The 23,832-nt window shown below is 59.1% G+C and carries 22 protein-coding genes; 13 read left to right on the top strand and 9 right to left on the bottom strand.

The genetic code is table 11. The features are described from left to right. Both JHL21_RS15580 and JHL21_RS15585 read left to right on the top strand, forming a co-directional pair. Entirely contained in the window at positions 1 to 939 is a 939-nt protein-coding gene (locus JHL21_RS15580) for a DUF6384 family protein (protein ID WP_200214495.1), read from the top strand. A 4-nt stretch (positions 940 to 943) separates the two neighbouring features. Beyond that, entirely contained in the window at positions 944 to 2,509 is a 1,566-nt protein-coding gene (locus JHL21_RS15585) for a hypothetical protein (protein WP_200214496.1), read from the top strand. 18 nt (positions 2,510 to 2,527) lie between these two features. Here the strand turns inward: JHL21_RS15585 and JHL21_RS15590 are convergent, their stop codons facing one another. Both JHL21_RS15590 and JHL21_RS15595 read right to left on the bottom strand, forming a co-directional pair. Beyond that, a complete protein-coding gene (locus JHL21_RS15590) occupies positions 2,528 to 2,926 on the bottom strand; it encodes a VOC family protein (protein ID WP_169196160.1) in 399 nt (132 codons plus the stop codon). Between the two features lie 5 nt (positions 2,927 to 2,931). After that, positions 2,932 to 3,600 (bottom strand): response regulator transcription factor, encoded by a 669-nt coding sequence (locus JHL21_RS15595; RefSeq protein WP_169196161.1) that lies wholly within the window; start codon positions 3,598 to 3,600, stop codon positions 2,932 to 2,934. Positions 3,601 to 3,772: 172 nt separating this feature from the next. Between JHL21_RS15595 and JHL21_RS15600 the strand changes: the two genes are divergently transcribed. The 3 genes from JHL21_RS15600 to JHL21_RS15610 all read left to right on the top strand — a co-directional run bounded on the left by JHL21_RS15600 (position 3,773) and on the right by JHL21_RS15610 (position 9,050). Then, the gene (locus tag JHL21_RS15600; RefSeq protein WP_200214498.1) at positions 3,773 to 7,219 is read left to right on the top strand and encodes a peptidoglycan-binding protein; all 3,447 of its coding nucleotides are present in this window, start codon (positions 3,773 to 3,775) and stop codon (positions 7,217 to 7,219) included. A 149-nt stretch (positions 7,220 to 7,368) separates the two neighbouring features. Next, a complete protein-coding gene (locus tag JHL21_RS15605) occupies positions 7,369 to 8,295 on the top strand; it encodes a sulfite exporter TauE/SafE family protein (protein ID WP_169196163.1) in 927 nt (308 codons plus the stop codon). Then, positions 8,292 to 9,050, top strand: a complete 759-nt coding sequence (locus JHL21_RS15610) for a TIGR02186 family protein (protein WP_200214500.1) — start codon at positions 8,292 to 8,294, stop codon at positions 9,048 to 9,050. Before JHL21_RS15605 ends, JHL21_RS15610 begins: the two co-directional genes overlap by 4 nt. Here the strand turns inward: JHL21_RS15610 and pdeM are convergent. Continuing rightward, complete coding sequence (pdeM, locus tag JHL21_RS15615; RefSeq protein ID WP_210338930.1) at positions 9,047 to 9,709, bottom strand: ligase-associated DNA damage response endonuclease PdeM; 663 nt, start codon at positions 9,707 to 9,709, stop codon at positions 9,047 to 9,049. The genes JHL21_RS15610 and pdeM overlap by 4 nt on opposite strands. A 228-nt stretch (positions 9,710 to 9,937) precedes the next feature. Here pdeM and JHL21_RS15620 point away from each other — a divergent pair, with 228 nt between their 5' ends. Beyond that, a complete protein-coding gene (locus tag JHL21_RS15620; protein WP_200214503.1) occupies positions 9,938 to 10,384 on the top strand; it encodes a sugar dehydrogenase complex small subunit in 447 nt (148 codons plus the stop codon). A 3-nt stretch (positions 10,385 to 10,387) separates the two neighbouring features. Continuing rightward, a complete protein-coding gene (locus JHL21_RS15625; RefSeq protein WP_200214505.1) occupies positions 10,388 to 12,004 on the top strand; it encodes a GMC family oxidoreductase in 1,617 nt (538 codons plus the stop codon). Between the two features lie 35 nt (positions 12,005 to 12,039). Here the strand turns inward: JHL21_RS15625 and JHL21_RS15630 are convergent, their stop codons facing one another. Next, a complete protein-coding gene (locus JHL21_RS15630; RefSeq protein WP_367948212.1) occupies positions 12,040 to 14,535 on the bottom strand; it encodes a ligase-associated DNA damage response DEXH box helicase in 2,496 nt (831 codons plus the stop codon). A 153-nt stretch (positions 14,536 to 14,688) separates the two neighbouring features. Here JHL21_RS15630 and JHL21_RS15635 point away from each other — a divergent pair, with 153 nt between their 5' ends. From JHL21_RS15635 to JHL21_RS15645, 3 genes are read left to right on the top strand one after another with little or no spacing between them, the layout of a single operon-like run. Then, positions 14,689 to 14,976 (top strand): DUF6460 domain-containing protein, encoded by a 288-nt coding sequence (locus JHL21_RS15635; RefSeq protein WP_169196168.1) that lies wholly within the window; start codon positions 14,689 to 14,691, stop codon positions 14,974 to 14,976. A gap of 2 nt (positions 14,977 to 14,978) precedes the next feature. Then, complete coding sequence (locus tag JHL21_RS15640; protein ID WP_200214507.1) at positions 14,979 to 15,650, top strand: nucleoside/nucleotide kinase family protein; 672 nt, start codon at positions 14,979 to 14,981, stop codon at positions 15,648 to 15,650. Between the two features lie 56 nt (positions 15,651 to 15,706). After that, positions 15,707 to 17,056, top strand: a complete 1,350-nt coding sequence (locus JHL21_RS15645; RefSeq protein ID WP_182394782.1) for an MATE family efflux transporter — start codon at positions 15,707 to 15,709, stop codon at positions 17,054 to 17,056. 24 nt (positions 17,057 to 17,080) lie between these two features. Here the strand turns inward: JHL21_RS15645 and JHL21_RS15650 are convergent, their stop codons facing one another. Both JHL21_RS15650 and JHL21_RS15655 read right to left on the bottom strand, forming a co-directional pair. Beyond that, entirely contained in the window at positions 17,081 to 18,184 is a 1,104-nt protein-coding gene (locus tag JHL21_RS15650) for a quinone-dependent dihydroorotate dehydrogenase (RefSeq protein ID WP_367948213.1), read from the bottom strand. Next, a complete protein-coding gene (locus tag JHL21_RS15655) occupies positions 18,181 to 18,552 on the bottom strand; it encodes a DUF952 domain-containing protein (protein ID WP_200214508.1) in 372 nt (123 codons plus the stop codon). Before JHL21_RS15655 ends, JHL21_RS15650 begins: the two co-directional genes overlap by 4 nt. A 129-nt stretch (positions 18,553 to 18,681) precedes the next feature. On the opposite strand from JHL21_RS15655, the gene JHL21_RS15660 reads away from it, so the two are divergent. Beyond that, positions 18,682 to 19,329: a helix-turn-helix transcriptional regulator gene (locus JHL21_RS15660; protein ID WP_200214510.1), complete on the top strand. Its 648-nt coding sequence runs from the start codon at positions 18,682 to 18,684 to the stop codon at positions 19,327 to 19,329. 57 nt (positions 19,330 to 19,386) lie between these two features. On the opposite strand, the gene JHL21_RS15665 is transcribed toward JHL21_RS15660, so the two are convergent. Next, entirely contained in the window at positions 19,387 to 21,030 is a 1,644-nt protein-coding gene (locus JHL21_RS15665) for a lysine--tRNA ligase (protein WP_200214512.1), read from the bottom strand. Between the two features lie 142 nt (positions 21,031 to 21,172). On the opposite strand from JHL21_RS15665, the gene JHL21_RS15670 reads away from it, so the two are divergent. Further along, the gene (locus JHL21_RS15670) at positions 21,173 to 21,586 is read left to right on the top strand and encodes a tellurite resistance TerB family protein (RefSeq protein WP_200214513.1); all 414 of its coding nucleotides are present in this window, start codon (positions 21,173 to 21,175) and stop codon (positions 21,584 to 21,586) included. 33 nt (positions 21,587 to 21,619) lie between these two features. On the opposite strand, the gene JHL21_RS15675 is transcribed toward JHL21_RS15670, so the two are convergent. Further along, the gene (locus JHL21_RS15675; protein ID WP_200214515.1) at positions 21,620 to 21,991 is read right to left on the bottom strand and encodes an Atu4866 domain-containing protein; all 372 of its coding nucleotides are present in this window, start codon (positions 21,989 to 21,991) and stop codon (positions 21,620 to 21,622) included. Between the two features lie 96 nt (positions 21,992 to 22,087). On the opposite strand from JHL21_RS15675, the gene JHL21_RS15680 reads away from it, so the two are divergent. Further along, on the top strand, positions 22,088 to 22,987 hold the full coding sequence (locus tag JHL21_RS15680; protein ID WP_200214517.1) for a LysR family transcriptional regulator: 900 nt from the start codon (positions 22,088 to 22,090) through the stop codon (positions 22,985 to 22,987). A gap of 6 nt (positions 22,988 to 22,993) precedes the next feature. Here JHL21_RS15680 and JHL21_RS15685 read toward each other — a convergent pair whose 3' ends face one another. Then, positions 22,994 to 23,827, bottom strand: coding sequence for a transporter substrate-binding domain-containing protein (locus tag JHL21_RS15685; protein WP_200214518.1), 834 nt, complete (start codon positions 23,825 to 23,827; stop codon positions 22,994 to 22,996). Positions 23,828 to 23,832 lie beyond the last annotated feature (5 nt).

Genomic DNA, 23,832 nt, shown 5'->3' on the forward strand with positions numbered 1-23,832 from the left:
ATGAGTGAGGGAACGGCCAAATCGGCTGTGCAACTGGATGAAGTCATGCTGGCGATGGACGTGGTCGACACGCTCCGTCACCGGCAGGATTTGGTGACACGTGAACTGGATGGAGCCGCCCGCGAACGGCAGCTCATCGAGCGCTTGCGTTCCCTCTATCATGCACAGGGCATTGAAGTTCCAGATCGCATTCTCAAGGAAGGCGTTTCGGCTCTCGCTGAAAGCCGCTTCACTTACGAGCCACCTGCGCCGAGTTTTAAAACCACGCTGGCGCGGCTTTATGTGTCCCGCAAAAAATCGGGTCGCCCCGTGGCGGCCCTCCTCGTTGCAGCGATCGTTGCTGCTATTGGATATTTTGGCATCTACCAGCCGCTCCAGCACGGCCAGGCCGAACAAGCGCGCCTCGAGGTCGCTCAAGGCTTGCCGGCGCAGATGGAAGCTCTGCGCCAGACAATCTTTGAAGAAACCAAGGTTCAGCAAGCCGTCGTTCGCGCGGATGACCTCCTCGCTCGGGGTCAAGCGTTTGCCGAGGAAGGCAATCGCGAAGGCGCCGAGGATGCTGTTGAACGCTTGACCGCACTGCGCGATCAGCTGCGCCAAGCTTACACTTTGCGCATCGTCAATCGTGCTGACGCGGACTCTGGGTTCTGGACAACGCCCAACAATACCAGCGACGCGACCAATTGGTATGTGGTGGTCGAAGCCATCGACATCGACGGCAATCCCCTGACCCTACCCATTGCGAACGAAGAAAATGGTGAGATCGAACAGGTCTCGATGTGGGGCGTCCGCGTGCCTTCAACGGTTTATTCTGCCGTGGTTGCCGATAAGCGCGACGACGGCCTCATCCAATCCAACACCGTTGGCCGCAAATCCAGCGGCTTTCTCGATGTTGAATATACAATGCCCGTTCTGGGCGGAACGGTAACTCGGTGGTAGGCGCATGAGCATTCGCGGCCCACAAGCTCTGGCCAGCCTCGAAGAGGCAATGCGCGACATTCGCCGCGAGGAAGACGAGATCTCCCGGCGCGTCGCCCGCACGTCTGAACGCATCACCAAACTGCGCGAAGCCGAGGCAGAATATTTCCGCCAGCTCGCCAAGCTTCGCCTTGATCCCAAAATTCAGGCCGAACTCGATGGCGAGATCACCGCCGCCGAACGCAAGGCGCGCGATGTGCTCAAGGGCCATGCCCGCGACGTCACCATGGCAGAGACGTCGCTCAAGGCTATAGAAGACAATCGCTCCAAACTGCTCGAACACCGTTCAGCAGCACTCCGCCTGCTTGAAGACAAGCAAGAAAACCTGACCGCGCTCACAGCCAAGCTCGCCCAGCAAATTGCCAGCGATCCGCAATTTATAGCCAAGCGTCAGGAAACCGAAGAGCTCGATCATATCGCCGAAGAGGCGCTCAAAAAGACCGAGCAGGCTGAAGCGGACCGCGAAGCCAAGGGCAAGCCTTACCGCGACGACCCGCTGTTCATCTATCTGTGGGACGCCGGCTACGGCACCTCCACATATAAGGCCAGCGGCTTGACCCGCTATCTTGATGGGCTTGTCTCTCGGCTCATCGGCTTTACCAAGGCCCGCCCGAACTACCACATGCTCAATGAACTCCCCTTGCGTTTGCGTGAGCACGCTGAACTGCAAGAGGAGAATGTGCGGGCCGCCGAGGCCGAACTGGCAGCGCTTGAGGTTGCAGCCATCGATGCGGCTGGCGGCGCGCCGTTACGCGATGCCGTCGAAACGACAAAAGCCGAGATCACCAAACTCGACGAGCAGGTAGTTGCCCTCGAAGATCAGCGCGACGCCGCAGCCAACGCCCTGCGCAGTCTGGCTGAAGGGGAAGACCCTGAGTTCGTCCGTGCAGCGACTGATCTTGCCGCCGCACTCGCGCGCGAAGACATCCGCACGCTCCTGGCCGAAGCGCGTCGCACTCGCACCGCTCAAGACGACACGATCGTTGGTCAGATCGACGAAACCCGCACCCGCCTCGGCGAAGAAGAAACCGAGAGCAAAGAGCAACGCGCGCGCCTCAAGACCCTGGCAGAGCGCCGCCGGGAGCTTGAAGATATTCAATGGGAATTCAAGAAGCAGCATTTTGACGATCCCGGCTCTAGCTTTAGCCAAGATCGACTTGTCGGGGACATGCTCACCGAGTTCCTCAAGGGCGGAATTTCGGCCGCGGCTTATTGGGACCAGTGGCGGAAAAGCCAAAACTGGGCGCCGGGCAGCGAATGGGGTTCGGGCTACAAAAGCACCCGTCGCGCTGGCAGCAATAAAAGCCCTTGGGGCAATGGCGGTGGCTGGCCAGATAGTAGCATTGGCGGCGGCGCAGCCCCGCGAAAGCCCACGCCCGGTGGCTTTGGTGGCGCTTGGGGTGGTGGCCTCGGCGGCGGCTCTGCTGGGGGCGGTTTCTCGCGGCCTCGTGGCGGCGGCAGCGCTGGCGGCGGGCTCTCATCGGGCAACCGCAAATCCAGCAGCGGATTTAAAACCGGGGGCAGGTTCTAGCCTCCCCCGGCATTATGATTAGTTGGCTGGTGGCGTCGCCATCAACTCCCACACATTGCCTTCCGTGTCTTCGAAATAGGCCGAATTGCCCCATTCAGACTCGGTATTGCCGACGATAATGGTCCCGCCCGCGACCAAAACACGGTCGAGAATGGTGTCGATTTCAGCAGCGTTTTCGGCACGATGGCTGAGCACGAAGCTTGGCGTTCCCGCCACATAGTCACCCTTGCCCGCAGTCTCGGCGATCTCCTTGCGCGGATAGAGCGCGAAGGTGAACTTGTCGTCGAAGAAGAACGCAACATTGTCTTCGCCAGCGCCAATCTGATCATCCGGCAGGTCGAACAGGGCGCGATAGAAGGCGAAGGCACGCTCAAGATCATCAACGCCAATGGTGATGATCGAAATAGAAGGCTTCATAGGGCTTATGCCTTGTCTGTGATGGTGAAGAGCGCCTCGAACTGGCCCTCTTCAATCCGCGCTGCGGCGATAACGGCCTGAGTGCGGCTATCGACGTCGAGCTTTTGCAAAATGGCCGAGACGTGGGCCTTAACCGTCGCCTCAGAAATCGTCAGTTCATAGGCGATTTGCTTGTTCATCAAACCATCGCTGAGCATCATCAGAACGCGGACCTGCTGTGGGGTGAGCGTTGAGAGACGCTTCATCAAAGCTGAGTGATCGTCGTCACCGCCAAGCTCGGTACCGGCCGGGACGAACACTTCGCCGGACAGCACGGTTTCAATGGCCCGTCGAATTTCCGTGGGACCAACAGACTTGTGCAAATAGCCCGAAGCGCCCAACTCAAAGGCCCGACGCACAACGGTCGAATCTTCCACAGCGGAAATGATCATCACCGGAATATCTGGGTATTGTGCGCGCAGCAGCAGCAGCCCGGAAAAGCCCCGAACGCCCGGCATATTGAGATCGAGCAGCACCAAATCGCAATCGCGATCAGCATCGAGCGCCGAACTTAACCCATTGAGGTCACCAGCTTCTTCCACGGTCACTGTAGCGTCGCCACCAGCCAATGTCTGCCGCAGTGCGGCCCGAAATAGCGGGTGATCATCGACGATTATGATGCGACGGCGAGTCATATAGTCAGCTCCTGCCCTGCTGGACAATGTCCCGTAAGTACACGGTTTTCATATCTGCGGGGATGGTTATTCCATGAATCCTTAACGGCTTCTTTACCATGTTTTCTCAAGAGTGGCCTTTATACCTTCGTGCGACTCGCGCGATGTGCGTTTCGTTGTAACAGGACCTGCGATGCCCCGTGCATACACAAACTCGGACTTCGCCAATCTGGTGAACGACCCCGGTGCAGGGGACCTACAAGCACTTCGCGGTGAGCTTCTCGCCCTGCTCGACAAGGTTGAGAGCCACTACGTGCCGCCTGAACCCGAGCCCGCAGTCTCCACACTTCAGGGCCTGGCGCGCCGCGTACAGGACCTGCACGACCAAGTCTCGCGCCCCGAACCCGTCTCGCGTCGCGAAGAAGCCTTGCGCTCCGTACAGCGCACCGTCGAACGTTTCAACGAACGCGAAACCCAATCCAACGCTCTGTTTGACGATGATTTGACCGCAGCCATCGCCGAAATCCGCCATCGCCAGGGTCCGGCGACCGCAGCGCCGCAAGCGCGCCGCGCTCCTGAGTTCCCCGAACTGCGCGAATTGGGTTCGCTTGTTGGCGGTATGAGCCAACGTCTCGAACGCCTCGAAAGCGAACTCAAGAGCCAGCGCCAAAATGGTGCGCAGGTGAACGAGGTTGCCAGCCAAGTTGAACAACTCACCCAAGTTGTGGAGTTGATCGCGGGCGCTGTCGGCGAAACCGGTCAGGTCAAACGCCTAGAAGCGCAGATTGCTGCGCTCGGCGTCATGATCGAACGTGGCCCGCGCGCGGACATGTCGGTTTTGAGCCGCCGCATGGATGATGTGTCGGTCACCGTCGGCAAGCTGGCCGAGTTGCAGGCCGAGCAGATGGAGCGCGAGCTCATCCGCGAAGAGCGCCGGGCTGTGGAAGCGCAATCCACGCTGGGCGCAGAAAGCCTACTGCCTTCCATGCACGCGATCGAGCAGAGCGTGCGTAATGTCTACGATCGGATTGATACGATCGAGCGCAATGTTGCGCTCTCATCAACCGACTTTGACCGTCTCACCAGCGAGATGGCGTCCTTCACCAGCGCCCTTCAGACCGGCGCAGGCTCGCCCCAGGTTTTGGTAGAGCGTGTCGAGCTTCTGGCGCAGCGTTTGGAAGCCGTCGACACCTCAAACGGCGAGGTCGAAGCCCTCAAGGTTGAAATCGTCGGCCTTCGCAATGCGGTGCTATCCGGGCTTGAACCGCGCTTCTCGCGCATCGAAGACCAGATCGACGCTCTCAATAGCCGCATCACTCCTGTCGATACCTCTGCTGTCGAAACCCAGCTGCGCGCCTTGATGGATCGCATGGACGAGGCCAGCGCTCAGATTGACGCGCTCAGCCGCGCTTATGAGCAGCAGGACGTCTCCATCGACTATACCTCGCTGGCCGATATGGTAGCCGAACGGACGTCTCAGGCCATTGCAAAGGCTGGCCCTGCCGCGACGGCTGCGCAGGACGCCAATCTGTCCGCGCTCGAAAAGCGCATGACGGCGCTGCTCAACACCGCAGGCAAAGAAACAGCCGAACGCCTCGCGCGTTTGGAAGTCACTCTGTCAAACCGTCAGTTTGCACCAGCTGTTGCTCCTGCTCCTGCTCCTGTTCCTACCCCTGCTCCGGCCCCGGTAGCCTTCGTAAAAACCCCTGCGCCCAGCGCGAGAGATTTTGACGCCGACGACGCCTTTGAGCAGGCGGTTTCTGACAAGGCGAACGCCACCAGCTCAAAGCTGGAAGCCATTCTCACCAGCCTTGGCGCCACCAAGAATGACGCAATGCCGATCAATCCGGCAGAAGACGCGCCACTGGTCGATCAGAGCCTGAAACTGGCGGAAGTGCCGCAGAAGCGGATGACACAGTCGCGAATGCGCGCAGAAACTGTCGCCGCCGAAGCGCCTAAGTTTGATCCGTCGACGGTCACCCCACCACCACGCCCACAGTCAAGTCTGGCCAGTGACCCGAAGCCCGCCTTTGCCGATGAGACGCGCGCCTCGGTCGCCAAGGAACTTGAAGCGGCTCCTTCAGTGTCGAGCACCAGCACATTCGTGGCGGCAGCACGCCGCGCTCAGCGCGCCCGTCAGGACGAAACGCCAGAGGATGCGGATAGCATCATCGGCAAAGCTCTAGCCTTTGTGCTACCGCGTCGGGATGCCGAGCTCCCAGATCGCGTCGTGCCCCCGACTGTTATCGACACAGCGCCACCAGCACCCGCAGCGCCAAAGCGCGCGATCTTCCGCGCCCGCCTCAAGGACAAAACTGAAGACGCACCAGTCGCGCTCGACGAAGCCGAAAGCGCGGACGAAACCGTCACGCATCAGAATGTTCTGCGGCGCTATCGTCGGCCAATTCTGCTGGCCACCGCTTTGACAGCCGTATCATTGCTCGCGATCAATCTGGTTTTGCAGCGTGCCGAGCCAACCTCGGTCGCACAAACTCCCGCGCCAGCTGTGGCTGCCCCTGAAAATGCGGCCCCGGTCACGGTCCTCACCGATCCGACCCCTGCAGCAGGTCTCTCCGACACGCTAACGGCGCCGAATATGCGCGAGATGATCGACCCGACATCGACCGGCTCGATCAATCCAGGCGCTCCAATGAGCTTCTCTCGGCCGAGCGTCCTGCCAGACATCACCATGCCGCCGCCGCTGGCGGAAGCTCCGGTTTCGACCGCAGCACCCGATCCGATTTTGACGGCAGCTCTCAATCCTGCCGAAACCGTACGCGATGCTTTCGCGCTACCAGCCGAGGGCGTTGGCCCACTTGAGCTGCGCCAAACCGCTGCCTCGGGCAATGCTCAAGCGCAATACGAAGTCGCTGCCATCTACGGCGAAGGGCGCGGTGTCCCGACGAATGCCGCTGAAGCCATCAAGTGGTACGAACGCTCGGCAGCCCAAGGCTTCGTTCCCGCGCAGTATCGTCTCGGCAATCTCTACGAGATGGGAACTGGCGTCGAAAAGAGCCTCGAACAGGCCAAGCTCTGGTATCAGCGCGCCGCCGATGGCGGTCACCGCATGGCGATGCACAATCTTGCCGCGCTCTATGCTGGCGGCCATATGGGCGGCCAGCAGTTTGAGCTTGCTGCAGAATGGTTCGAACGCGCCGCCAATCGCGGCATGGTCGATAGCCAGTTCAATCTCGGAATGCTCTATGCACGCGGCTTGGGCGTCGAACAGAATTTCGAACAGTCCTACAAATACTTCTCCCTCGCCGCTCTCTCGGGCGACAAGGACGCAGGCCTAGCCAAGACCGACATCGTACGCTCCCTGTCCGCAGATGCGGTTCAGCGCGTCGATGCTGAGCTGCTCACCTGGAAGCCCGCACCGCTGGTTTTGGCCGCGAACTTTGCGCCAATTGGCACGTGGTCTACCGCGTTTGAAGTTGGCGATGCGATCACTGCGGAGGAAACGGTCAAACGCGTCCAAGTCGCGTTGACCAAGCTCGGTTTTGATGTGGGAACGCCGGACGGCAAGTCTGGGCCCCAAACTGTCGAGGCGATCCGCGCGTTCGAACGGGCAACCGGAATGAGCGAAAGTGGCGAGGTCAATCCACGATTGCTCGCTGTTTTGGGCAGCCAGCCCGTTTAATCAACGCCGACCCTGTGTCGATTTGATCACAGCCTCGTCCTCACCGGATGAGGCTGTAAGTTTTTATGCTCGATTTTACTGGCTCTTACCTTTCTGTTGACAGACGTCCCCTTAGGATAGTCCCGAACACAACATGACGGGACCAGATCTTGCAGATCTATCTGCCGATCGCAGAGCTTTCCGTGAGCCTCTTCTTTCTTGTCGGGATCGGAGGGGCCGTTGGCTTTTTGTCTGGATTGTTCGGCGTTGGCGGCGGTTTCCTTCTCACGCCCCTGCTGATCTTTTCCGGTGTTCCGTCCGCAGTCGCCGTTGCTTCCGTGACCGGACAGGTGGTCGCGGCCTCGACTTCGGGCGCACTCAGCCATTATCGACGCGGCGGCATCGACCTCCATCTGGCCTTCTACCTCATCTGTTCGAGTATCTTGGGGGCCTTTGGCGGCGTAGCGGTTTTCTCGGTGCTGCGGGCCAGTGGCCAGCTTGATCTGGTCATCTCTCTCGGCTTTTTAATCCTCTTGGGCTTCGTCGGCACCTTGATGCTGCAAGAAAGCGTGCGCGCCATTCTCAAGCGGCGAAAGGGGGTTGTCGTCGGACAACGTCAGGCCCACCAGCACACATGGATGCATGGTCTGCCTTGGCGCGTGCGCTTCAAGAAGAGCCGCCTCTACATCAGCGTCATCCCAGTCCTTGTCATCGGCGTTTTCGTTGGCTTTGTTGGCTCGCTTCTCGGCATCGGTGGCGGCTTCATTATGGTTCCGGCGCTGGTCTATCTGCTGCGCGTTCCGGGCAATGTTGTCATCGGCACCTCGCTGGCGCAGGTTGTGGCCATGATGGGTGCAACCACCATCATGCATGCCGTACAAAGTCAGAGCGTTGATATCCTTCTCGCCTTTTGCCTCATGGTCGGCGGCACAGCTGGCGCACAGTTCGGCGCAGCAGCGGGCAAGCATCTGCGCGGAGAACAATTGCGCGGGCTCCTCGCGCTCCTCATCCTCGCCGTCGCGATCCGCTTTGGCCTGGCACTGATCCTAACGCCGGGCGACCCCTACTCCATGGCCGTGACGAGCACGATCCGATGATCAGGCTCCTCGCGTTTGTCCTTGCGGTGTTGATGGTTGTGCCAGTGCAGGCTGAACGCCTCATCTCGGGCATTTCCAACGACACCATTCAGATCACGTCGAGCTTTTCAGGCGAACGTCTCACCTTTTATGGCACGATCGCTCCCGACATTGGCGCGCCCATCAACACTGTGAGCGGCTCCTATCAAGTCGCCATCGTCATTCTGGGACCAACTCAGGATCGCGTCTCGCGCAAGATGACCAATAATTTTGGGTTCTGGATCAACACCGAACAGGTCGAGTTCAAAAACTTCCCGAGCTATTTCCACGTGCTCTCCAGCAAGCGCTTGCTCGATATTACCGACATCGTCACCCTCAACCAGAATGCCATTCTGCCCGAGTCCTACGCTCTGGTGCCGAACCGCGCGGGTTTTCTAAAAACCCTCAATTTCGGTCGCGAATTGATCCGGCTCATGTCCGAAGAAGGGCTCTTCGGCGTGCAGGAGAACGGCGTCGTCTTCATGTCGGATAATTTCTATTCGGCCCAGCTTCAGCTGCCCAGCAGCGCCCCGCCCGGCCCCTATATCGCCCAGACCTATGTCTTCAAGGACGGCCAAGTGGTAGCCCGCAAGTCAGAAGGCTTTGCCGTCCGCAAGATCGACTTTGAACGGTTCGTCGCGCTCTCGGCGGTGCAATACCCGCTGCTCTACGGCATCGCCTGCGTCTTCCTCGCCCTCTTTACCGGCTGGCTGGGTGGCGTGCTGTTCCGCCGTTAACCGACGACAAGACGCTTTGTGGGCACCGGATAAGTGCGGTCGCGTCCGAGCATAGTCACTTCTACCGAGGGCCAATCAAACAGACCCTCAAAGGCCGCCGATAAAATATTGATTGCCCCCGTTGAACTGCCATAGGCGGGCAGGATCATCAGACGATCATCGTGCACGAAGCAGGGTTTTCGTTGCGTCCGCCCGGCCATCGCCACCCGTGCCGCCGGATGCAAGTGCCCAGCAATCATCCCCGGCCGTCCTTTGCTCGGATGGTGGGTGAACACCAAACCATCCATTTCCAGCTCCTCAAGCGAAACCCCGTCGATCCCCTGCGGCTCAGGATCGTGATTGCCGGAAAGCCAGAAACACTCAACGGTCCGCGCAATAGCGTCGAGCCGCGCCCGGTCAGCGCCCAATAGCAACTGCGCCGAGTCGGCACGATGGAAGCTATCGCCAAGCGACACCAGCCGCTGCGCGCCCATACGCGCAATATCGGCCTCTAACCGGATGAGCGTCATGCCGGTATCATAGGGCGGCAGCATCTGCCCGCGCCGCGCAAAGCTCGCCATCTTCTCGAAATGCAGGTCCGCCACCAGCAAAGTCTTGCGCGCATGCCAATAGAGCCCACCCGAAGGAAGCGGCTCAAAAGTGTGGCCAGCGAAACGCAAAATCGGCGTCTCCGTCATCGCAATCGTGGGGGCAGCGTAATTCAACAGACCAAGGGAAATTGTTCGATGTCTAAGCGTTGTCTCAATGTAGCAGATTCGATGGCGTCACCGAAGTTCGGCAAATGTCGCGCCCCGCTGCTATCTATGCAAATTGACGTGAGGTCTCAGTCCTCGGTTAACACATTGACGTGCATATGATTTGTAAATTTTGGCCAGTTGAGGTGCGCCATGACTAAGACAATTACACCCGGTGGGATCACCCGCCGGCAAATGCTTGCTTGGACTGGTGGGACAGCGCTCGCCCTCCTCTTCAGCCAAGCAATCTTGGCAGCAGAACCCATTACGCTCGATCAGTTCATGACCCTGTCGGGTAAGCTTTTGGATCGAGACGGCGCAAGCCTCGTCGGCGATTATGGGCAGAGTTATCTCGATGCCCTCGTGGCCGATGGTCAGGACGCAGCGCTTGCGCAGCTGATCTCCGGCACCGCCGACAAAAACCTCGAGAACCGCATCATCACCGGCTGGTATTCCGGCGTCCACCAAACCGGCGATGGCGAAGCGGTTGTCACCTATACGGACGCACTGATGTGGGAAGCCCTCGACTTCACCAAGCCAATGGGCTGGTGCGGCGGGGAGACCGGCTATTGGTCCGAAGTACCAGAAGGGGAGGCATAAGCCATGGCCGATATTTCCGCAGACGTCATCATCGTTGGTTCGGGCGTTGCTGGCGCCCTCATCGCCGATCAGCTTGCAGGCAAGGGCGTGAGCGTTGCTATCCTCGAAGCGGGCGACGAGGTTGATCGCGCCACCGCCGTCGACACCTTCCAGGCCGCCGCCATTAAAACTCCAGAGTCTGCCTATCCGGTCGGCCCCGATGCCGATCATCCTCTCTCTTGGAACATGGACTATTACTACCGCCAGAACGGCTCAGATAAGTTCAAGAGCACCTATATCAAGGCGGTCGGCGGTACCACGTGGCACTGGCTCGGCACCGCCATCCGTATGGCCCCAGATGACTTCCAGCTCGCCACCAAGCACGGCAAGGGCGTTGATTGGCCCGTCAGCTATGACGAGCTCGAAAGCTACTATGCCCGCGCTGAAGATGAGCTTGGCGTATCCGGCGCGGCAGGTTCCCCGCCATCGGCACACCGCTCCACCGACTTCCCCATGCCCGCCATTCCGCCGACCTATCTCGACAAGGTCTTCAAGGAAAAGCTAGCAGGCTCGATCTACGACGTAACGCCCACGCCACAGGCCCGCAATTCGGTTGATCGTGATGATCGTCCCGGTTGCTGCGGCTCGGCCAGCTGCATCCCCGTCTGCCCGGTACAGGCGAAATATGATGCCACGGTCCATGTGCAAAAAGCCGTCACCAAAGGCGCGACCCTTCACCCGGCGACCACCGCAACCTCGGTCGAAACCGATGCGGATGGCAATGTTGTCGCCGTTCACTTCATGCTGCGCGATGGCACCACCGGCAAAGCCACTGGCAGGCTCTATGTTATCGCCGCTCACGCCATGGAAACCCCGCGTCTGCTGCTTAATTCGGTCAGCGCACACACGCCAAACGGCGTCGCCAATAGCTCCGATCAGGTTGGCCGCAACCTAATGGATCACCCCAGCCAATTGAGTTGGGCTCGCTCCAATGATCCCGTCTGGCCTTATCGCGGTCCGCTCTCCACCTCCGGCATTGAAAACCTCGGCGTTGGCGAGTTCCGCTCTGATCGTGGTGCCTTCCGCATCGAAATTGGCAATGACGGCCACTCCTGGCCCACAGGCGCGCCGATCAGCACGGTTTCAGCGCTCGTCGAAAAAGGCCTTCGCGGCGCCGAACTCGATAAGGCTCTCAAGGCCGAAGCGGCGCGCCATGTGCGCCTCGCCTCGCTGGTTGAGCAATTGCCCGATCCAGAAAACCGCATAACTCTGCACCCGACCGAAAAGGACAAATACGGCGTCCCCCTGCCGCAAATCACCTATTCGGTTGATAGCTATGTGAAGGCCGGGCTCGAAGCTGCCGCCAAGGCGCACCAAGACATCTTTGATGCCCTCGGCACCACGGAAGTGCATCACGCCGACGATTTCAATGGCTCAGGCCACATCATCGGCACCTGCCGCATGGGGACCGATCCAAAGACCTCGGTCGTCGACCAACACCTGCGCAGCCACGACCACAAGAACCTCTTTATTGCAGGTTCTGCGGTCTTCCCAACCTCTGCAACGGCCAACCCAACGCTGACCATCGCCGCGCTGAGCCTACGCGCTGCAGAAACCATTCTGGCCGATCTCGGCGCATAAACACCAAGGGCGAGGGAGAACAAAGTTCCCTCGCCCTAATTTTTGATTACGCCCAGCGCCTCCTCAAGCAGCTCATTGGCCGCCTCCGCCATAGCGCTCTCACGCCCCTCGCCAAAAATCGGCTCCTTGCCAATATCCAAGAGGATCGGCACTGCCAGCGGCGAGACACGCTCGAGCGGCTTATGCACGATGTGCGAGCGCACACGCGTCAGCATCTGCCCCAGACGCTCAATGTCCAAAAGCCCCCGCGCTGCGTCGTGGCGCGTCGCTTGAATGAGAATGTGATCCGGCTCGTGCTGATAGAGCACGTCATAAATCAGGTCTGCGCTCATGGTGATCTGCCGGCCGGTCTTTTCCTTGCCCGGATGCCGCCGCTCGATCAGCCCCGCGATAATGGCGCAGTTGCGGAACGTCCGCTTCATCAGCGCGCTTTCATCGAGCCAGGATTCGAGGTCATCCCCCAGCATGTCCTCGTCGAACAGCTCATCAAGCGAAAGCCGTCCCGTGCGGATCAACGCCGAGAGATCACCCAGTCCCCAAATCGCCAGCGAATATTCTGACGCCACAAACCCCAAAGGCCGTGCCCTCATGCGTTCGAGGCGTCGGGTTAAGAGCATGCCCAAGGTTTGATGGGCCAATCGGCCTTCAAAGGGATAGCACACCAGATAGTTCTGCGCCCCACGCGGAAAGGTCTCCACCAGCAGGCTGTCGCGTTTGGGCAGGACCGACACTTCCTTCTGCAGTGTCAGCCACTCGCCCACTTGGGTGGGTAACTTATGCCACTCATCCGGACTATCCATGATGCGACGGACACGCGACGCCAGATAGGTTGTCAGCGGAAACCGTCCCCCATTATAGCTTGGCACCTTGGGGTCTTTATCGAAGGACCGAGAAACGAAGGCCTCATTGTCCTTCATGCCCTCAAAAGACAGCACTTCGCCCGAGAAGATGAACGTGTCCCCCGGCAGCAGCGTGCCGAAGAAGTACTCTTCCATTTCCCCCAGCACGCGCCCCCCTGCCCCAATTGGCCCGGTAGACTTGCCCTTTTTCAATCCGCGCGCGCGGATCAGCCTGACCCGCACCATCGGCTCTTCAATAATGGTGCCGATATTGAGGCGGTATTGTTGCGCGATCTGAGGATGGGAAATGCGCCAGCGCCCATCCTCTGCTTGGCGCAGCCGCGCATAGCGCTCATAGGCGCGCAGGGCATAGCCACCCGTCGCGACGAAATCGAGAATGCGATCAAACAGAACACGCGTCAGCTCGCGATAGGGCCAAGCGGTCAGTATTTCTGCATAAAGATCATCCGCCAAAAACGGCTCTGCACAGGCCATGCCCAACACATGCTGGGCCAACACATCATAGCCACCGGGATGCGGGTCCTCGCTGTCTTGCTGCCCTTCACTGACGGCCTCCACCGCCGCCTCGCATTCCAACACTTCAAAACGGTTGGACGGCACCAGCAAGGCTTTCGACGGATCATCGAGCCTATGATTGGCGCGGCCAATCCGCTGCAGCATACGCGAAGACCCCTTTGGCGCCCCCACTTGCACCACCAGATCGACGTCGCCCCAGTCGATGCCCAGATCGAGCGTTGAGGTACACACCACCGCCTTGAGCTTGCCTTCGGCCATAGCCGCTTCCACCTTGCGGCGCTGCTCGACGGAAAGCGATCCGTGGTGGAGGGCAATGGGCAACATCTCCTCGTTAATGTCCCACATGCCTTGAAACAGCATTTCGGCTTGCGAGCGCGTGTTGACGAAGAGAAGCGTCGTCTTGTGCCGCTTGATGATTTCGTAAAGCTCACCTCGCGCATAGGCCGCCGAGTGTCCCGCCCACGGCAGGCGTTCTTCGGTCTCCAAAATTCCAAGCTCCGGTGCGGCTCCGCCTTTCATATGCAAAAGGTCCGTCCGCCGCCCCTGCGTTGGTTGCGCAATCCAATCGCGCAGCAAATCAGGGCGCGCCACTGTCGCGCTGAGTGCGGTGATGCGCAGATCGGGCGAGAGCTTGGCCAGTCGCGATAAGCCGAGGGATAAAAGCTCCCCGCGCTTGCTCGTCACCAGAGCATGCAATTCATCGAGCACCACGCGCTTGAGGGACCCGAACATCAAGTCCGCATGCGGATGAGAAATCAGCAGCGCCAATTGCTCGGGGGTGGTGAGCATGATGTGGGGCGGTTTCGCCCTCTGCCGCGCGCGTTTGGCGGCCGATGTATCGCCGGTGCGCGCTTCCACTGTGATGGGCAGCCCCATCTCGGCAATGGGCGTCGAGAGGTTGCGCTGCACGTCCACAGCCAGCGCTTTGAGGGGCGAAATGTAGAGCGTATGCAGCCCGTCAAACCGCCCATCAACCAATTCGACGAGGCTCGGCAAAAAACCCGCTAAAGTTTTACCGGCACCGGTAGGCGCAATAAGCAATTGCGACGCGCCGGATTGATAGCTTTCCAACACATCCATTTGGTGCTGGCGCGGGGACCAACCTCGTGTGGTGAACCAATTTTCAATGATCGAGGGGAGCTGCGTTTTAGTCACTATCAGCCTCTCCGCCCCCGAAACGGGTTCCGGTGAATTCCCAGAACTGTGACCACTGCATGGCAAATGTCGCAAAACTTGGCAAAGAGCACCTACTGCAAAGCAAAGAAAACCCTATATGATGCCGACATCCAAGCCAAACGGAGTGGCATTATGACAGAAGACTCTTCCCCCTACGCGCGTTCCGGTCTGGAGCGCTTGCTTGGTGGTCGGCCGCTATCTGTTGCGATCAAGCTTGTGCTCCTGTCCGCGCTGGCTGGCTTCTTCATGACCATGTTCGGTTTTAACGCTGCCGATCTGTTCAACAGCATTGTGGGCTTGATTGAAGATGCGCTGCGCGATAGTGGCGGGTTAGTGCGACAGGTTGTCGCCTACATTATCACCGGTGCGGCGGTCGTCGTCCCGATCTGGCTCATCATCAGGCTCACGAAAGCGCGCTAAATATGGTCGATACGCTCCACCTCACGCCGCAGCTAACAATAGAGCGGTTGGTTCAGCATATCCATAATATGCAGGGTGAGGCCCAGGGCAAGCGGATCGCCGTCGGCTTTGTTGGCGGTCCCGGTGCAGGCAAATCAACGATCGCGGCTCAAGTCGTAGCCGCGCTCAATGCGACCCAACCGGGCACGTCAGCGCTTGTTCCTATGGATGGCTTCCATATGAAACACGCCAAGATCGTGTCGCTGGGACTAGAAGACCGCAAAGGCGCGCCCCATACATTCGAGGGCGCAGCCTTCGTTTCATTCCTGTCCGATCTCAAAACGGCAACGGGTAGCATCGACGTCCCCGGCTATAGCCGCAAAATTGAAGACACGGTGGACAAGGCATTCACAGTGCCGCCGGAGGTTCACACGCTCATCATCGAGGGCAATTACTTGCTGCTCGGCGATGCACCATGGTCGGCAGTGCGCGACCTTCTCGATTATGCGGTCTTCATTCACGTCGATCGCGAGTTGGTCAAAGCGCGCCTCCTCAGACGACACGGCGAAGAAGGGCTCTTCACCGAAGAGCGTAATCGCGCCCACATCGAGCGCAATGATCTGCCAAACTTTGACCTCGTCGATAAAACGCGTGACCGCGCGGACCTCGTAATCGAGCTCAACGTGTCGCAGTAGGGTGACAGGGCCCACTTCGGCCTGATAGGGCAGACGCTCAACTATTGAGTTCTACAATGTCTGCCCGCCCCCAACATCCGTTCACCGTCCGCCACCGCGACGTGTGGGCGATTGCCCTGCCCGCCTGTATTGCCTTCATCACCGAACCACTCGTAGGTCTCGTCGACATTGCCGTCATCGGTCGCTTGGGCGATGCGGCCATGCTGGGCGGTCTCGTGTTGGGCGCACTGCTCTTCGACTTCCTGTTTTCCCTGGCCTATTTCCTGCGCATTGGCACAGCGGGCCTGGTCGCTCAGTCCATCGGCGCTAAAGACCCGCGAGACGGGCTTTTGCATGTGTCGCGTTCGCTGATTTTGGGCGTCGGCATAGGCCTTTTCATGATCGTGCTCTCACCCGCCATTCTGTGGGTCGGGATGACCAGTCTCGCCCCTGAGGCGCCGGTCGCTGCAGCGCTATCTGACTATTTCTACTGGCGCATCTGGTCTGCACCCTTCTCGCTGATCAACTACGCGCTCCTTGGCTGGTTCTATGGCCGCGCCTCGGCCAAGACCGGCATGATGCTGCAATTGCTGCTGCATCTGATCGACATCACGCTTTCCGTCCTCTTCGTTCACGGCTTCGGCTGGGGCGTGCCCGGTGCGGCCTTTGGCACGGTCATCGGACAGGCGATTGCCGCCACCGTTGGTCTCTCCATCTTGGTCAAATATTACGGCGGGATCGGCGCCCTCATTAGCCGCATTGCGCCGGGCGAGTTGAGCGATGGCGTTGCGGTCAAACGCATGTTTGGCCTCAGCCGCGACATTACCATCCGCTCCGTTGCCTTGATGAGTGCTTATGGATGGTTTGCGGCCCAAGGCACTCGCATGGGCGAAATCCCCCTTGCCGCCAATGCGGTCCTTCTCAACCTGCTTATGGTCATCGCCTATTTCCTCGATGGCATTGCCCAGTCGGCCGAACAGCTCGCAGGTAAAGCCGTGGGGGCCAATTGGCGTCCAGCTTTTGACAGCGCCTACAAGCTCTCCATGCTCTGGGGTTTTGGCATTTCTCTGGTGCTGGGCCTGGCGTGGTATCTGTCGGGGCCATGGGTCATCGGCTTTATGACCACCAATCCCGATGTTCAGGCTTATGCGCTGCACTATCTGCCGATAGCGGCTGCTTGCACCATCACCTTTATGCCCGCCTTCGTTTATGACGGCATTCTGGTGGGCACGACCCAGAACGTCGTCATGCGCAATGGCATGCTGGCCTCTCTGGTGGTCTTTGGCGCTGCCGCAGTGATCTTGCAGCCGCTCATCGGCAACTGGGGCCTGTGGGGCGCTTTGCACCTCTGGTTCGTTGCCCGTGGCCTCATCTATTTCTTCGCCATCGAAAAGCGAAAGGCGGAGCTTTTCAGCCCCGCCTCGTAAAATCGCCAATCTGGAGCTGGTCGCTTAAAGGCGACCAGCCGCCCAATCATTGGTCTTAGTGCCGACGAATTCGGAAATGTTCTTCTTTCCAGCGTTCCGGACTTCGCTCACCAGGCCCGCCTTGATCCGGTCGAGCAGATCAAGCCCGCCAAAGACCATCGCCGAATAGAGCTGGATCGCATTGGCACCGGCCTCAAACTTGGCCAGCGCCGTCTGCGCGTCATGGATCCCACCAACACCCACCAGAGGCAGCTCGCCAACACGCTGACGCATCTGCGCAAGGCGCTGGGTTGCGAGTGGGAAGAGCGGCTTGCCCGAAAGCCCGCCCATCTCTGTGGCATTGCTCATGCCCGCCACTGGATCACGACCGATGGTAGTATTGGAGACAATAACGCCATCGAGATCGGTCGCCAGAATAACCCGGGCAATCGCGTCCATCGCCGCCTCATCCAGATCGGGGGCAATTTTGAGCAAGACCGGCACGCGCTTTTTAGCCTTAGCGCGTGCGTCCAGCACTTCACCTAAAAGACGGGTCAGCGCTTCGTCCGTCTGCAAGTTTCTCAGCCCCGGTGTGTTGGGCGAGGAGATATTAACGGTGAGATAGTCAGCCAGTTCGGCGAAGCGGTTCACCCCGAGCACATAATCGGCAACGAAGTCCTCGCTATCCTTGTTCGCGCCAATGTTGACGCCCAAAGATGCCGGCACTTGGACACTCCTGAGCCTCTCAAAGGCCACATCGTGCCCCTCGTTATTAAAGCCCATACGGTTGATCACGCCCTGCGCTTCGGTCACACGGAAAAGGCGTGGCTTTGGGTTGCCCGCCTGTGGGCGCGGCGTCACCGTACCGATCTCGGTCATGCCAAAACCCAACAGCGCCAACTGCCGTGGCACCTCGGCATTCTTGTCAAAACCAGCGGCCATGCCGATCGGGTTCGTGAGCTTGAGGCCACACAATTCCGTCGCCAATTCTGGCGCGTCAGGGCCCTGCTGCTGGGGCGAAAGTCCCATGCGCAGCGCAGTGATCGTCGCGCCATGGGCCGTTTCCGGGTCCATCTTCATCAGCGCATCGAGCGTCAAATTCGAGAGTAACTTACTGCGCAACAAGGGAGAAAAAGCAGAAAGGATCACTGTGCAGCCTCCGGCAGTTCGGTATTGCCTTCGCTATCAACGCTGATGGTCGCTTCCCAAGCAACGGCACTCAGCGGCAGCGGGCGATTGTAGAGATGAGGGAATAGCGCACCGCCACGAGAAGGCTCCCAGACAAGGTCCGGCCCGGCGAGATCCGCAGTCCGAATGGCCAGAAGCACGAGCCCTGATTGCCCACGGAAGTGACGGCTAAGCGTTTCTTTGAGCTGATCAATTGTCGAAAAATGCATATAGCCATCGCTCGCATCAATCGGCATCCCGGCATAGGAACCCGTCGCTCTGGAAGGAGCATAAGATGGCTCCGTCGCGACTTTATAAATGAACTCGGGGTTCGGACTGACTTGGGACATTTGGGGGCTCGTACGCGGGGGAGTTCGTGCCGGGGTAGCGGGGAAACGCCCACTTTACAAGGCCTCAGAGCAGGATTAGCCTAGGACACAATTCTTGGCATAAGACCAATGTCCTGTGAGGGCACGCTGATGGTCACACATCGCACTATCTGGGATGGGATCGACTCGCTGGCGCGGCGTCATGGTCTCTCGGTGTCCGCTCTCGCGAAAATGGCCGGACTTGATGCGACCGCTTTCAATGTCTCGAAACGGGTCAGCAAAGACGGTCGCGAACGCTGGCCATCCACTGAAAGCATTGCCAAAATCCTTGAGGCGACAGGCGAGACGCTCGACAGTTTTGAGAACGGCTCCGGCTCTTTCAGTCAACATGCCGGTTTCGCCGAACCGCCCCCAGCCGTCATCCCCCTCCTCGGCCTAGCGCAAGCAGGAACAGGCGGTTTCTTTGACAGCGCAGGTTTTCCCGCGGGCCGAAACTGGGACGAAGTCGAGCTTCCGGTCTCCACCGAGCGCGGCATCTATGCCCTTGAAATTCATGGCGATAGCATGGAGCCCGTCTATCGTGAGGGAGATCGGGTTGTGGTCTCCCCGACCGAGCAGGTCCGTCGTGGGGACCGCGTCGTCGTGCGCACCCATGATGGGGAGGTCATGGCAAAAATCCTCCACCGGCAATCCGCCAAACAGCTGGAGCTGCATTCAGCCAATCCAAACTATCCGCCCCGCGTGTTCGAGCTCAAAGACATCGATTGGATCGCCCGCATCATCTGGGCCAGCCAATAAAAAACGCGCCCGGATCGTTTGACCCGAGCGCGTTGATTGGTGTTGCAAGTCGAGGGCCTAGCTCTGCAGTTCGCCTGCGAGAGCGCGGCCGATCAGCTTGCGGGTGTTCTCAATGCCATAGAGCGCTGCGAACGAGCCGAAGCGCGGACCGCGTTCCTGGCCGATCAGCACCTGATAGAGCATCTGGAAGAAGTCGCCCGATACGCCGGGACCGCCAGTTGGCCCCTTCTTCGTATGATCCTGATAGCGCTCGATGTTGCGAGCAACGTCGAGAGCTGCGTTCTGGATGTCTTCGTTGGACGAGTCCGCAGGAAGCTCGGCGAAAGCTGCCGAAACAGCTTCGAGCGCTGCGCGTTCGACATCGTCTGGCGCGCGATAGTTCTTCTTCACGAAGTCGCGGAAGTAGGCCATGGCGTAGCCAACCAGCGCATCGAGATGCGGATGGCTTGCCGCCGAAACGCCCGGTGCGTAGGCCGAGATATAGCCCCACATGACTTCTGGCGTTTCCGGATTGGAAGCCGTTGCCAGATTGAGCAGCAGTGCGAAAGTGATCGGCATGTCGATCTTCGGCACATTGCCGTAGTGGACATGGAACGCCGGGTTTTCAACGCGTGCGGCCGCATCCTGCTTTTCAAAGGCAGCAACGAACTGCGCATATTCATCCACGGCGCGCGGGATGACATCAAAGTGCAGACGCTTAGCGACGCGCGGCTTCTGGAACATGTAGAGCCCGAGGCTCTCGGTCGGCGCATAGGTCAGCCATTCGTCGATGCTCAGGCCATTGCCCTTTGACTTCGAGATTTTCTGGCCTTCGGAATCCAGGAACAGCTCGTACACATAGTGTTCTGGAGGCGTGCCACCGAGGATCGCGCAGATCTTGTCGTAGATGTGCTGATTGGTCTGGTGGTCCTTGCCGAACATTTCAAAGTCGACGCCGAGGGCGGCCCAGCGCATACCGAAGTCCGGCTTCCACTGGAGCTTAACGTTACCGCCCTTGATCGAGACGGTCGTGTCACGACCATCTTCATCGGTGAAGGTCACGGTGCCATTCTTGGCATCGACTTCCTTCATCGGCACGTAAAGCACGCGGCCCGAAATTGGCGAGATCGGTAGGAATGGCGAATAGGTTGCCTGACGTTCCGCGCCAAGGCTCGGCAGCATGACGCCCATGATATCATCATAGCGTTCAGCCGCGCGCAGCAGCACTTCGTCAAACTTGCCGGACTTGTAATAGTCGGTGGCGCTGGCGAATTCGTAGTCGAACCCGAAGGTGTCGAGGAAACGACGCAGCATGGCGTTATTGTGCTCGCCAAAGCTGTTGTATTCGTTGGTCCACGGATCAGGCACAGCCGTCAGCGGCTTTTGCAGATGCGGTTCCATGGCTTCTTTGGAAGGCACGGTGTCCGGAATCTTGCGCATGCCGTCCATATCGTCGGAGAAGCACAGCAGACGGGTTGGGATTTGGTCACGGGTCAGCAGGCGGAACGCAGTACGCACCATGGTGGTACGCGCAACTTCGCCAAAGGTGCCGATATGCGGCAGGCCCGAGGGGCCATAACCGGTCTCAAAAAGGGCTTCCCCTTTGCCCGATTTTTCCAACCGTTTGACCAGTTTACGGGCCTCTTCAAAGGGCCAAGCGCGAGCCGTCTGTGCGGGCTCGAAGAAATCGGGGTCAAGTGGAGGTAAAGCGGCGGGCGACACAGGGATTGTGGCCTTTCGAAAACACGGGGAACGATAAGGTTTGGTGTGTTGCACTCTATCTGCGCCGCGTCAATGACGCAGGTGGTTGCAGATCGACCGAACCGCACCTAGTTTTGTGCGCAACGATCTCAGGAGGCCATTTATGCCGTCGCCCATTCAGGATGCGCTTATTCACATTATGATCATTGCTGCATCCTCGGATGCCACAATCACTGAGCGGGAATTGAACCGGATCGAAGCCCTTGTCGGTCGCTTGCCTGTATTTGCCGGGTTTGATCGCACCCGCCTCACCGACGTCGCCAATGACTGCGCTGATGTGCTCAATAGCGACGATGGACTGGACCTCGCGCTCGACAAGGCGCTCTTCGCAATCCCGACAAAACTGCAGGACACGGCTTACGCACTCGCCGTTGAGGTCACCGCTGTCGATCTTCAGTTGGAACAGGAAGAGCTGCGGTTCTTGGAAATGCTGCGCGATCGCCTGACGCTAGATCGCCTCACCACCGCCGCAATCGAAGTGGCCGCCCGCGCCCGGCACCGCAGACTGCCCGATTAATGAAAGCCGCGGGCAGAACCCGCGGCTTAACTCTTATTGGGGATCTACGCGGCGATGCATGATCATGCCACCGTGATAGAGCACGTCATTGTCAAAATACCCGTCTGCCGTAAATCCGGTGTCATCCCAGTAATCGATATGATTGCCGTTGATGGCGTAGCGGCCCTGATAGGCACGCTCCCGCGTACCCCGGGCCTCTTCATATCGGCCATTGGGTAAGAGTTCTTGGCGAATAACGCCGTCAGCGGTGACCCACATACCGACATAGGGGTGATCAGCATCCATGGCTAAGTCCTGCGCTTGCACTGATGAAACGAGAAATGTCGCGACGAGCGCGAACACAATTGAGCTTGGCAAGGTGAGGCGGCTGTGCCGGATCGGCGCGCACGTATCGAGCGATGTCATACCAATATCCTTTGCTGTTGCGAGAACAGGCTAAGTCCGATTAATTGTCCGCACTATCCAGCCAATCATCGACACGTTGATAAGCAAAACTAACCAATGACAGCACCCGACTATGGCCTGCTGGCCATGTTTCTGACTGTTGCGGAAACGCGTAATTTCACGGCGGCGGCGGAACGGCTGGGCATAACCCGATCTGCAGTCAGCCAAGGTGTGCGCAAGCTCGAAGATCAATTGGGCGTAGCGCTGGCGGTTCGCACGACACGAAATCTCCGCCTGACGGAGACCGGCGCACGTTTGGCGGCGCGCTTGCGGGCGCCGCTGAGTGAACTTGATAGTGCGGTTTCTGATGTTAGCGACCAAAAGCGGCCGCGCGGCCATTTGCGCCTGATTTCAACCTCCATTGCGGAGAGATTCCTATCGGGCGGGCTGATTGCCAGCTTTGCCGCGGCATGCCCCGAAATCACTCTCGACATCACCCTCAGCGACGATGAGGGGGACATCGTAGGTGCGGGCTTTGACGCCGGCGTGCGGCTGGGCGAAGTGATCGACCAGGACATGATTGCCATTGCCCTCACGGGCATGCAACGACAGGTCACTGTGGCAAGTCCTGCCTATCTTACCACCCATGGCGCGCCTCTGGTCCCCCAAGACCTGCTCAAGCATCGCTGCATTGGCTGGCGGTCCCAGCCCCACAATGCGCCCTATCGTTGGGAGTTTGCGCAGCACGGCCATGACTTTGATGTTGCTGTAAATCCCCAGATCACCACCAACGACATGTTGCTTATGATCCGTATCGCCGTTGCCGGTGGCGGCATCAGCATCGGGATGGAAGAAACCTATCAACCTTATCTCGCACGGGGCGAACTAGTCCGGGTTCTGGATGATTTTCTGCCGGAATTTAAAGGCTTCTATCTCTATTTCCCGAGCCGGCGAAACATGGAGCCCAAGTTGCGCGTATTCGCCGATCACTGCCGCAGCTATGTCCGCTCAACCTAAATAACGTCAGTAAAAACCAACGGGGAACCAGCGCAGATAAAGCTCATCCAGCGTGCCATTGTCCTTGAGGCGCACCAGCGCCCAATCAATGGCATGTCGGATTTTGTCCTGTCCGGCGCGCACGCCCACGGCCAGACCTTCGCCAAACTGGTTGGGACGGAAATACGGCTCGCTAGCAAAATTACAGCAGGCGGGGTTATCGTTGAGCCAGAACGCCGCGCGCATGGCGTCGCCGAAATAGGCTTTGACCTCGCTTGCCGCGAGAGCTGCAAGCGCCTCCCCTTCCGAGGCAAAAGCGACGCGTGCGGCTGTTGGAAAATAGTGCTGCAAAAACGCGTCATGGGCGCTACCGTCACGCACACCAACTTTGAGCGTTGCCAAAGCATCTGGGTCAAAGCCATCGACGTCTTCGGCACGCGTGACGAACCGTCCCGGCAAAGCCAGATAGATCGCTGAAAAATCAATCGCGCCCGCGGTCTCTGGCGTCATCGCGACACCAGCGATAACGGCATCACCCTGATTGTCCTCCAAGGCCGACACCACCTGATCCCACGGCCAAGCCTGTATGGTGCAGGCGATATCGATCTCGGTACAAATCCGTCGCGCCAGATCGATATTGTACCCAACGACCTCCCCCGCGCTGTCGCGGAAGTTGAAGGGGGGGAAATCTGTCGTTGTCAGAAACCGTATGGCCGGAACCGGCTGCAAATCGGGCAAGATTTCACGAGCATCGGCATCGGCGTGATTGGGCAATAATTGCGCCGAGGCGGGGCTTACCAAAAAAGCGGCGAACAGGCCGAGCGCTAAACACCCAACCCATTGCCCTGCTCTGCTGCGCATCCCCC

Origin of the sequence: Devosia sp. WQ 349K1 (genome assembly GCF_016595685.1) — a bacterium.
In the GTDB taxonomy this organism is placed as follows: Bacteria; Pseudomonadota; Alphaproteobacteria; order Rhizobiales; family Devosiaceae; genus Devosia.

Excerpts from the sequence above, each read along its gene's own strand:
- JHL21_RS15580 (WP_200214495.1), top strand. The coding sequence starts at position 1 with ATGAGTGAGGGAACGGCCAAATCGGCTGTGCAACTGGATGAAGTCATG.
- JHL21_RS15585 (WP_200214496.1), top strand. The coding sequence starts at position 944 with ATGAGCATTCGCGGCCCACAAGCTCTGGCCAGCCTCGAAGAGGCAATG.
- JHL21_RS15590 (WP_169196160.1), bottom strand. The coding sequence starts at position 2,926 with ATGAAGCCTTCTATTTCGATCATCACCATTGGCGTTGATGATCTTGAG.
- JHL21_RS15595 (WP_169196161.1), bottom strand. The coding sequence starts at position 3,600 with ATGACTCGCCGTCGCATCATAATCGTCGATGATCACCCGCTATTTCGG.
- JHL21_RS15600 (WP_200214498.1), top strand. The coding sequence starts at position 3,773 with ATGCCCCGTGCATACACAAACTCGGACTTCGCCAATCTGGTGAACGAC.
- JHL21_RS15610 (WP_200214500.1), top strand. The coding sequence starts at position 8,292 with ATGATCAGGCTCCTCGCGTTTGTCCTTGCGGTGTTGATGGTTGTGCCA.
- JHL21_RS15620 (WP_200214503.1), top strand. The coding sequence starts at position 9,938 with ATGACTAAGACAATTACACCCGGTGGGATCACCCGCCGGCAAATGCTT.
- JHL21_RS15625 (WP_200214505.1), top strand. The coding sequence starts at position 10,388 with ATGGCCGATATTTCCGCAGACGTCATCATCGTTGGTTCGGGCGTTGCT.
- JHL21_RS15635 (WP_169196168.1), top strand. The coding sequence starts at position 14,689 with ATGACAGAAGACTCTTCCCCCTACGCGCGTTCCGGTCTGGAGCGCTTG.
- JHL21_RS15640 (WP_200214507.1), top strand. The coding sequence starts at position 14,979 with ATGGTCGATACGCTCCACCTCACGCCGCAGCTAACAATAGAGCGGTTG.
- JHL21_RS15645 (WP_182394782.1), top strand. The coding sequence starts at position 15,707 with ATGTCTGCCCGCCCCCAACATCCGTTCACCGTCCGCCACCGCGACGTG.
- JHL21_RS15655 (WP_200214508.1), bottom strand. The coding sequence starts at position 18,552 with ATGTCCCAAGTCAGTCCGAACCCCGAGTTCATTTATAAAGTCGCGACG.
- JHL21_RS15660 (WP_200214510.1), top strand. The coding sequence starts at position 18,682 with ATGGTCACACATCGCACTATCTGGGATGGGATCGACTCGCTGGCGCGG.
- JHL21_RS15670 (WP_200214513.1), top strand. The coding sequence starts at position 21,173 with ATGCCGTCGCCCATTCAGGATGCGCTTATTCACATTATGATCATTGCT.
- JHL21_RS15675 (WP_200214515.1), bottom strand. The coding sequence starts at position 21,991 with ATGACATCGCTCGATACGTGCGCGCCGATCCGGCACAGCCGCCTCACC.
- JHL21_RS15680 (WP_200214517.1), top strand. The coding sequence starts at position 22,088 with ATGACAGCACCCGACTATGGCCTGCTGGCCATGTTTCTGACTGTTGCG.
- JHL21_RS15685 (WP_200214518.1), bottom strand. The coding sequence starts at position 23,827 with ATGCGCAGCAGAGCAGGGCAATGGGTTGGGTGTTTAGCGCTCGGCCTG.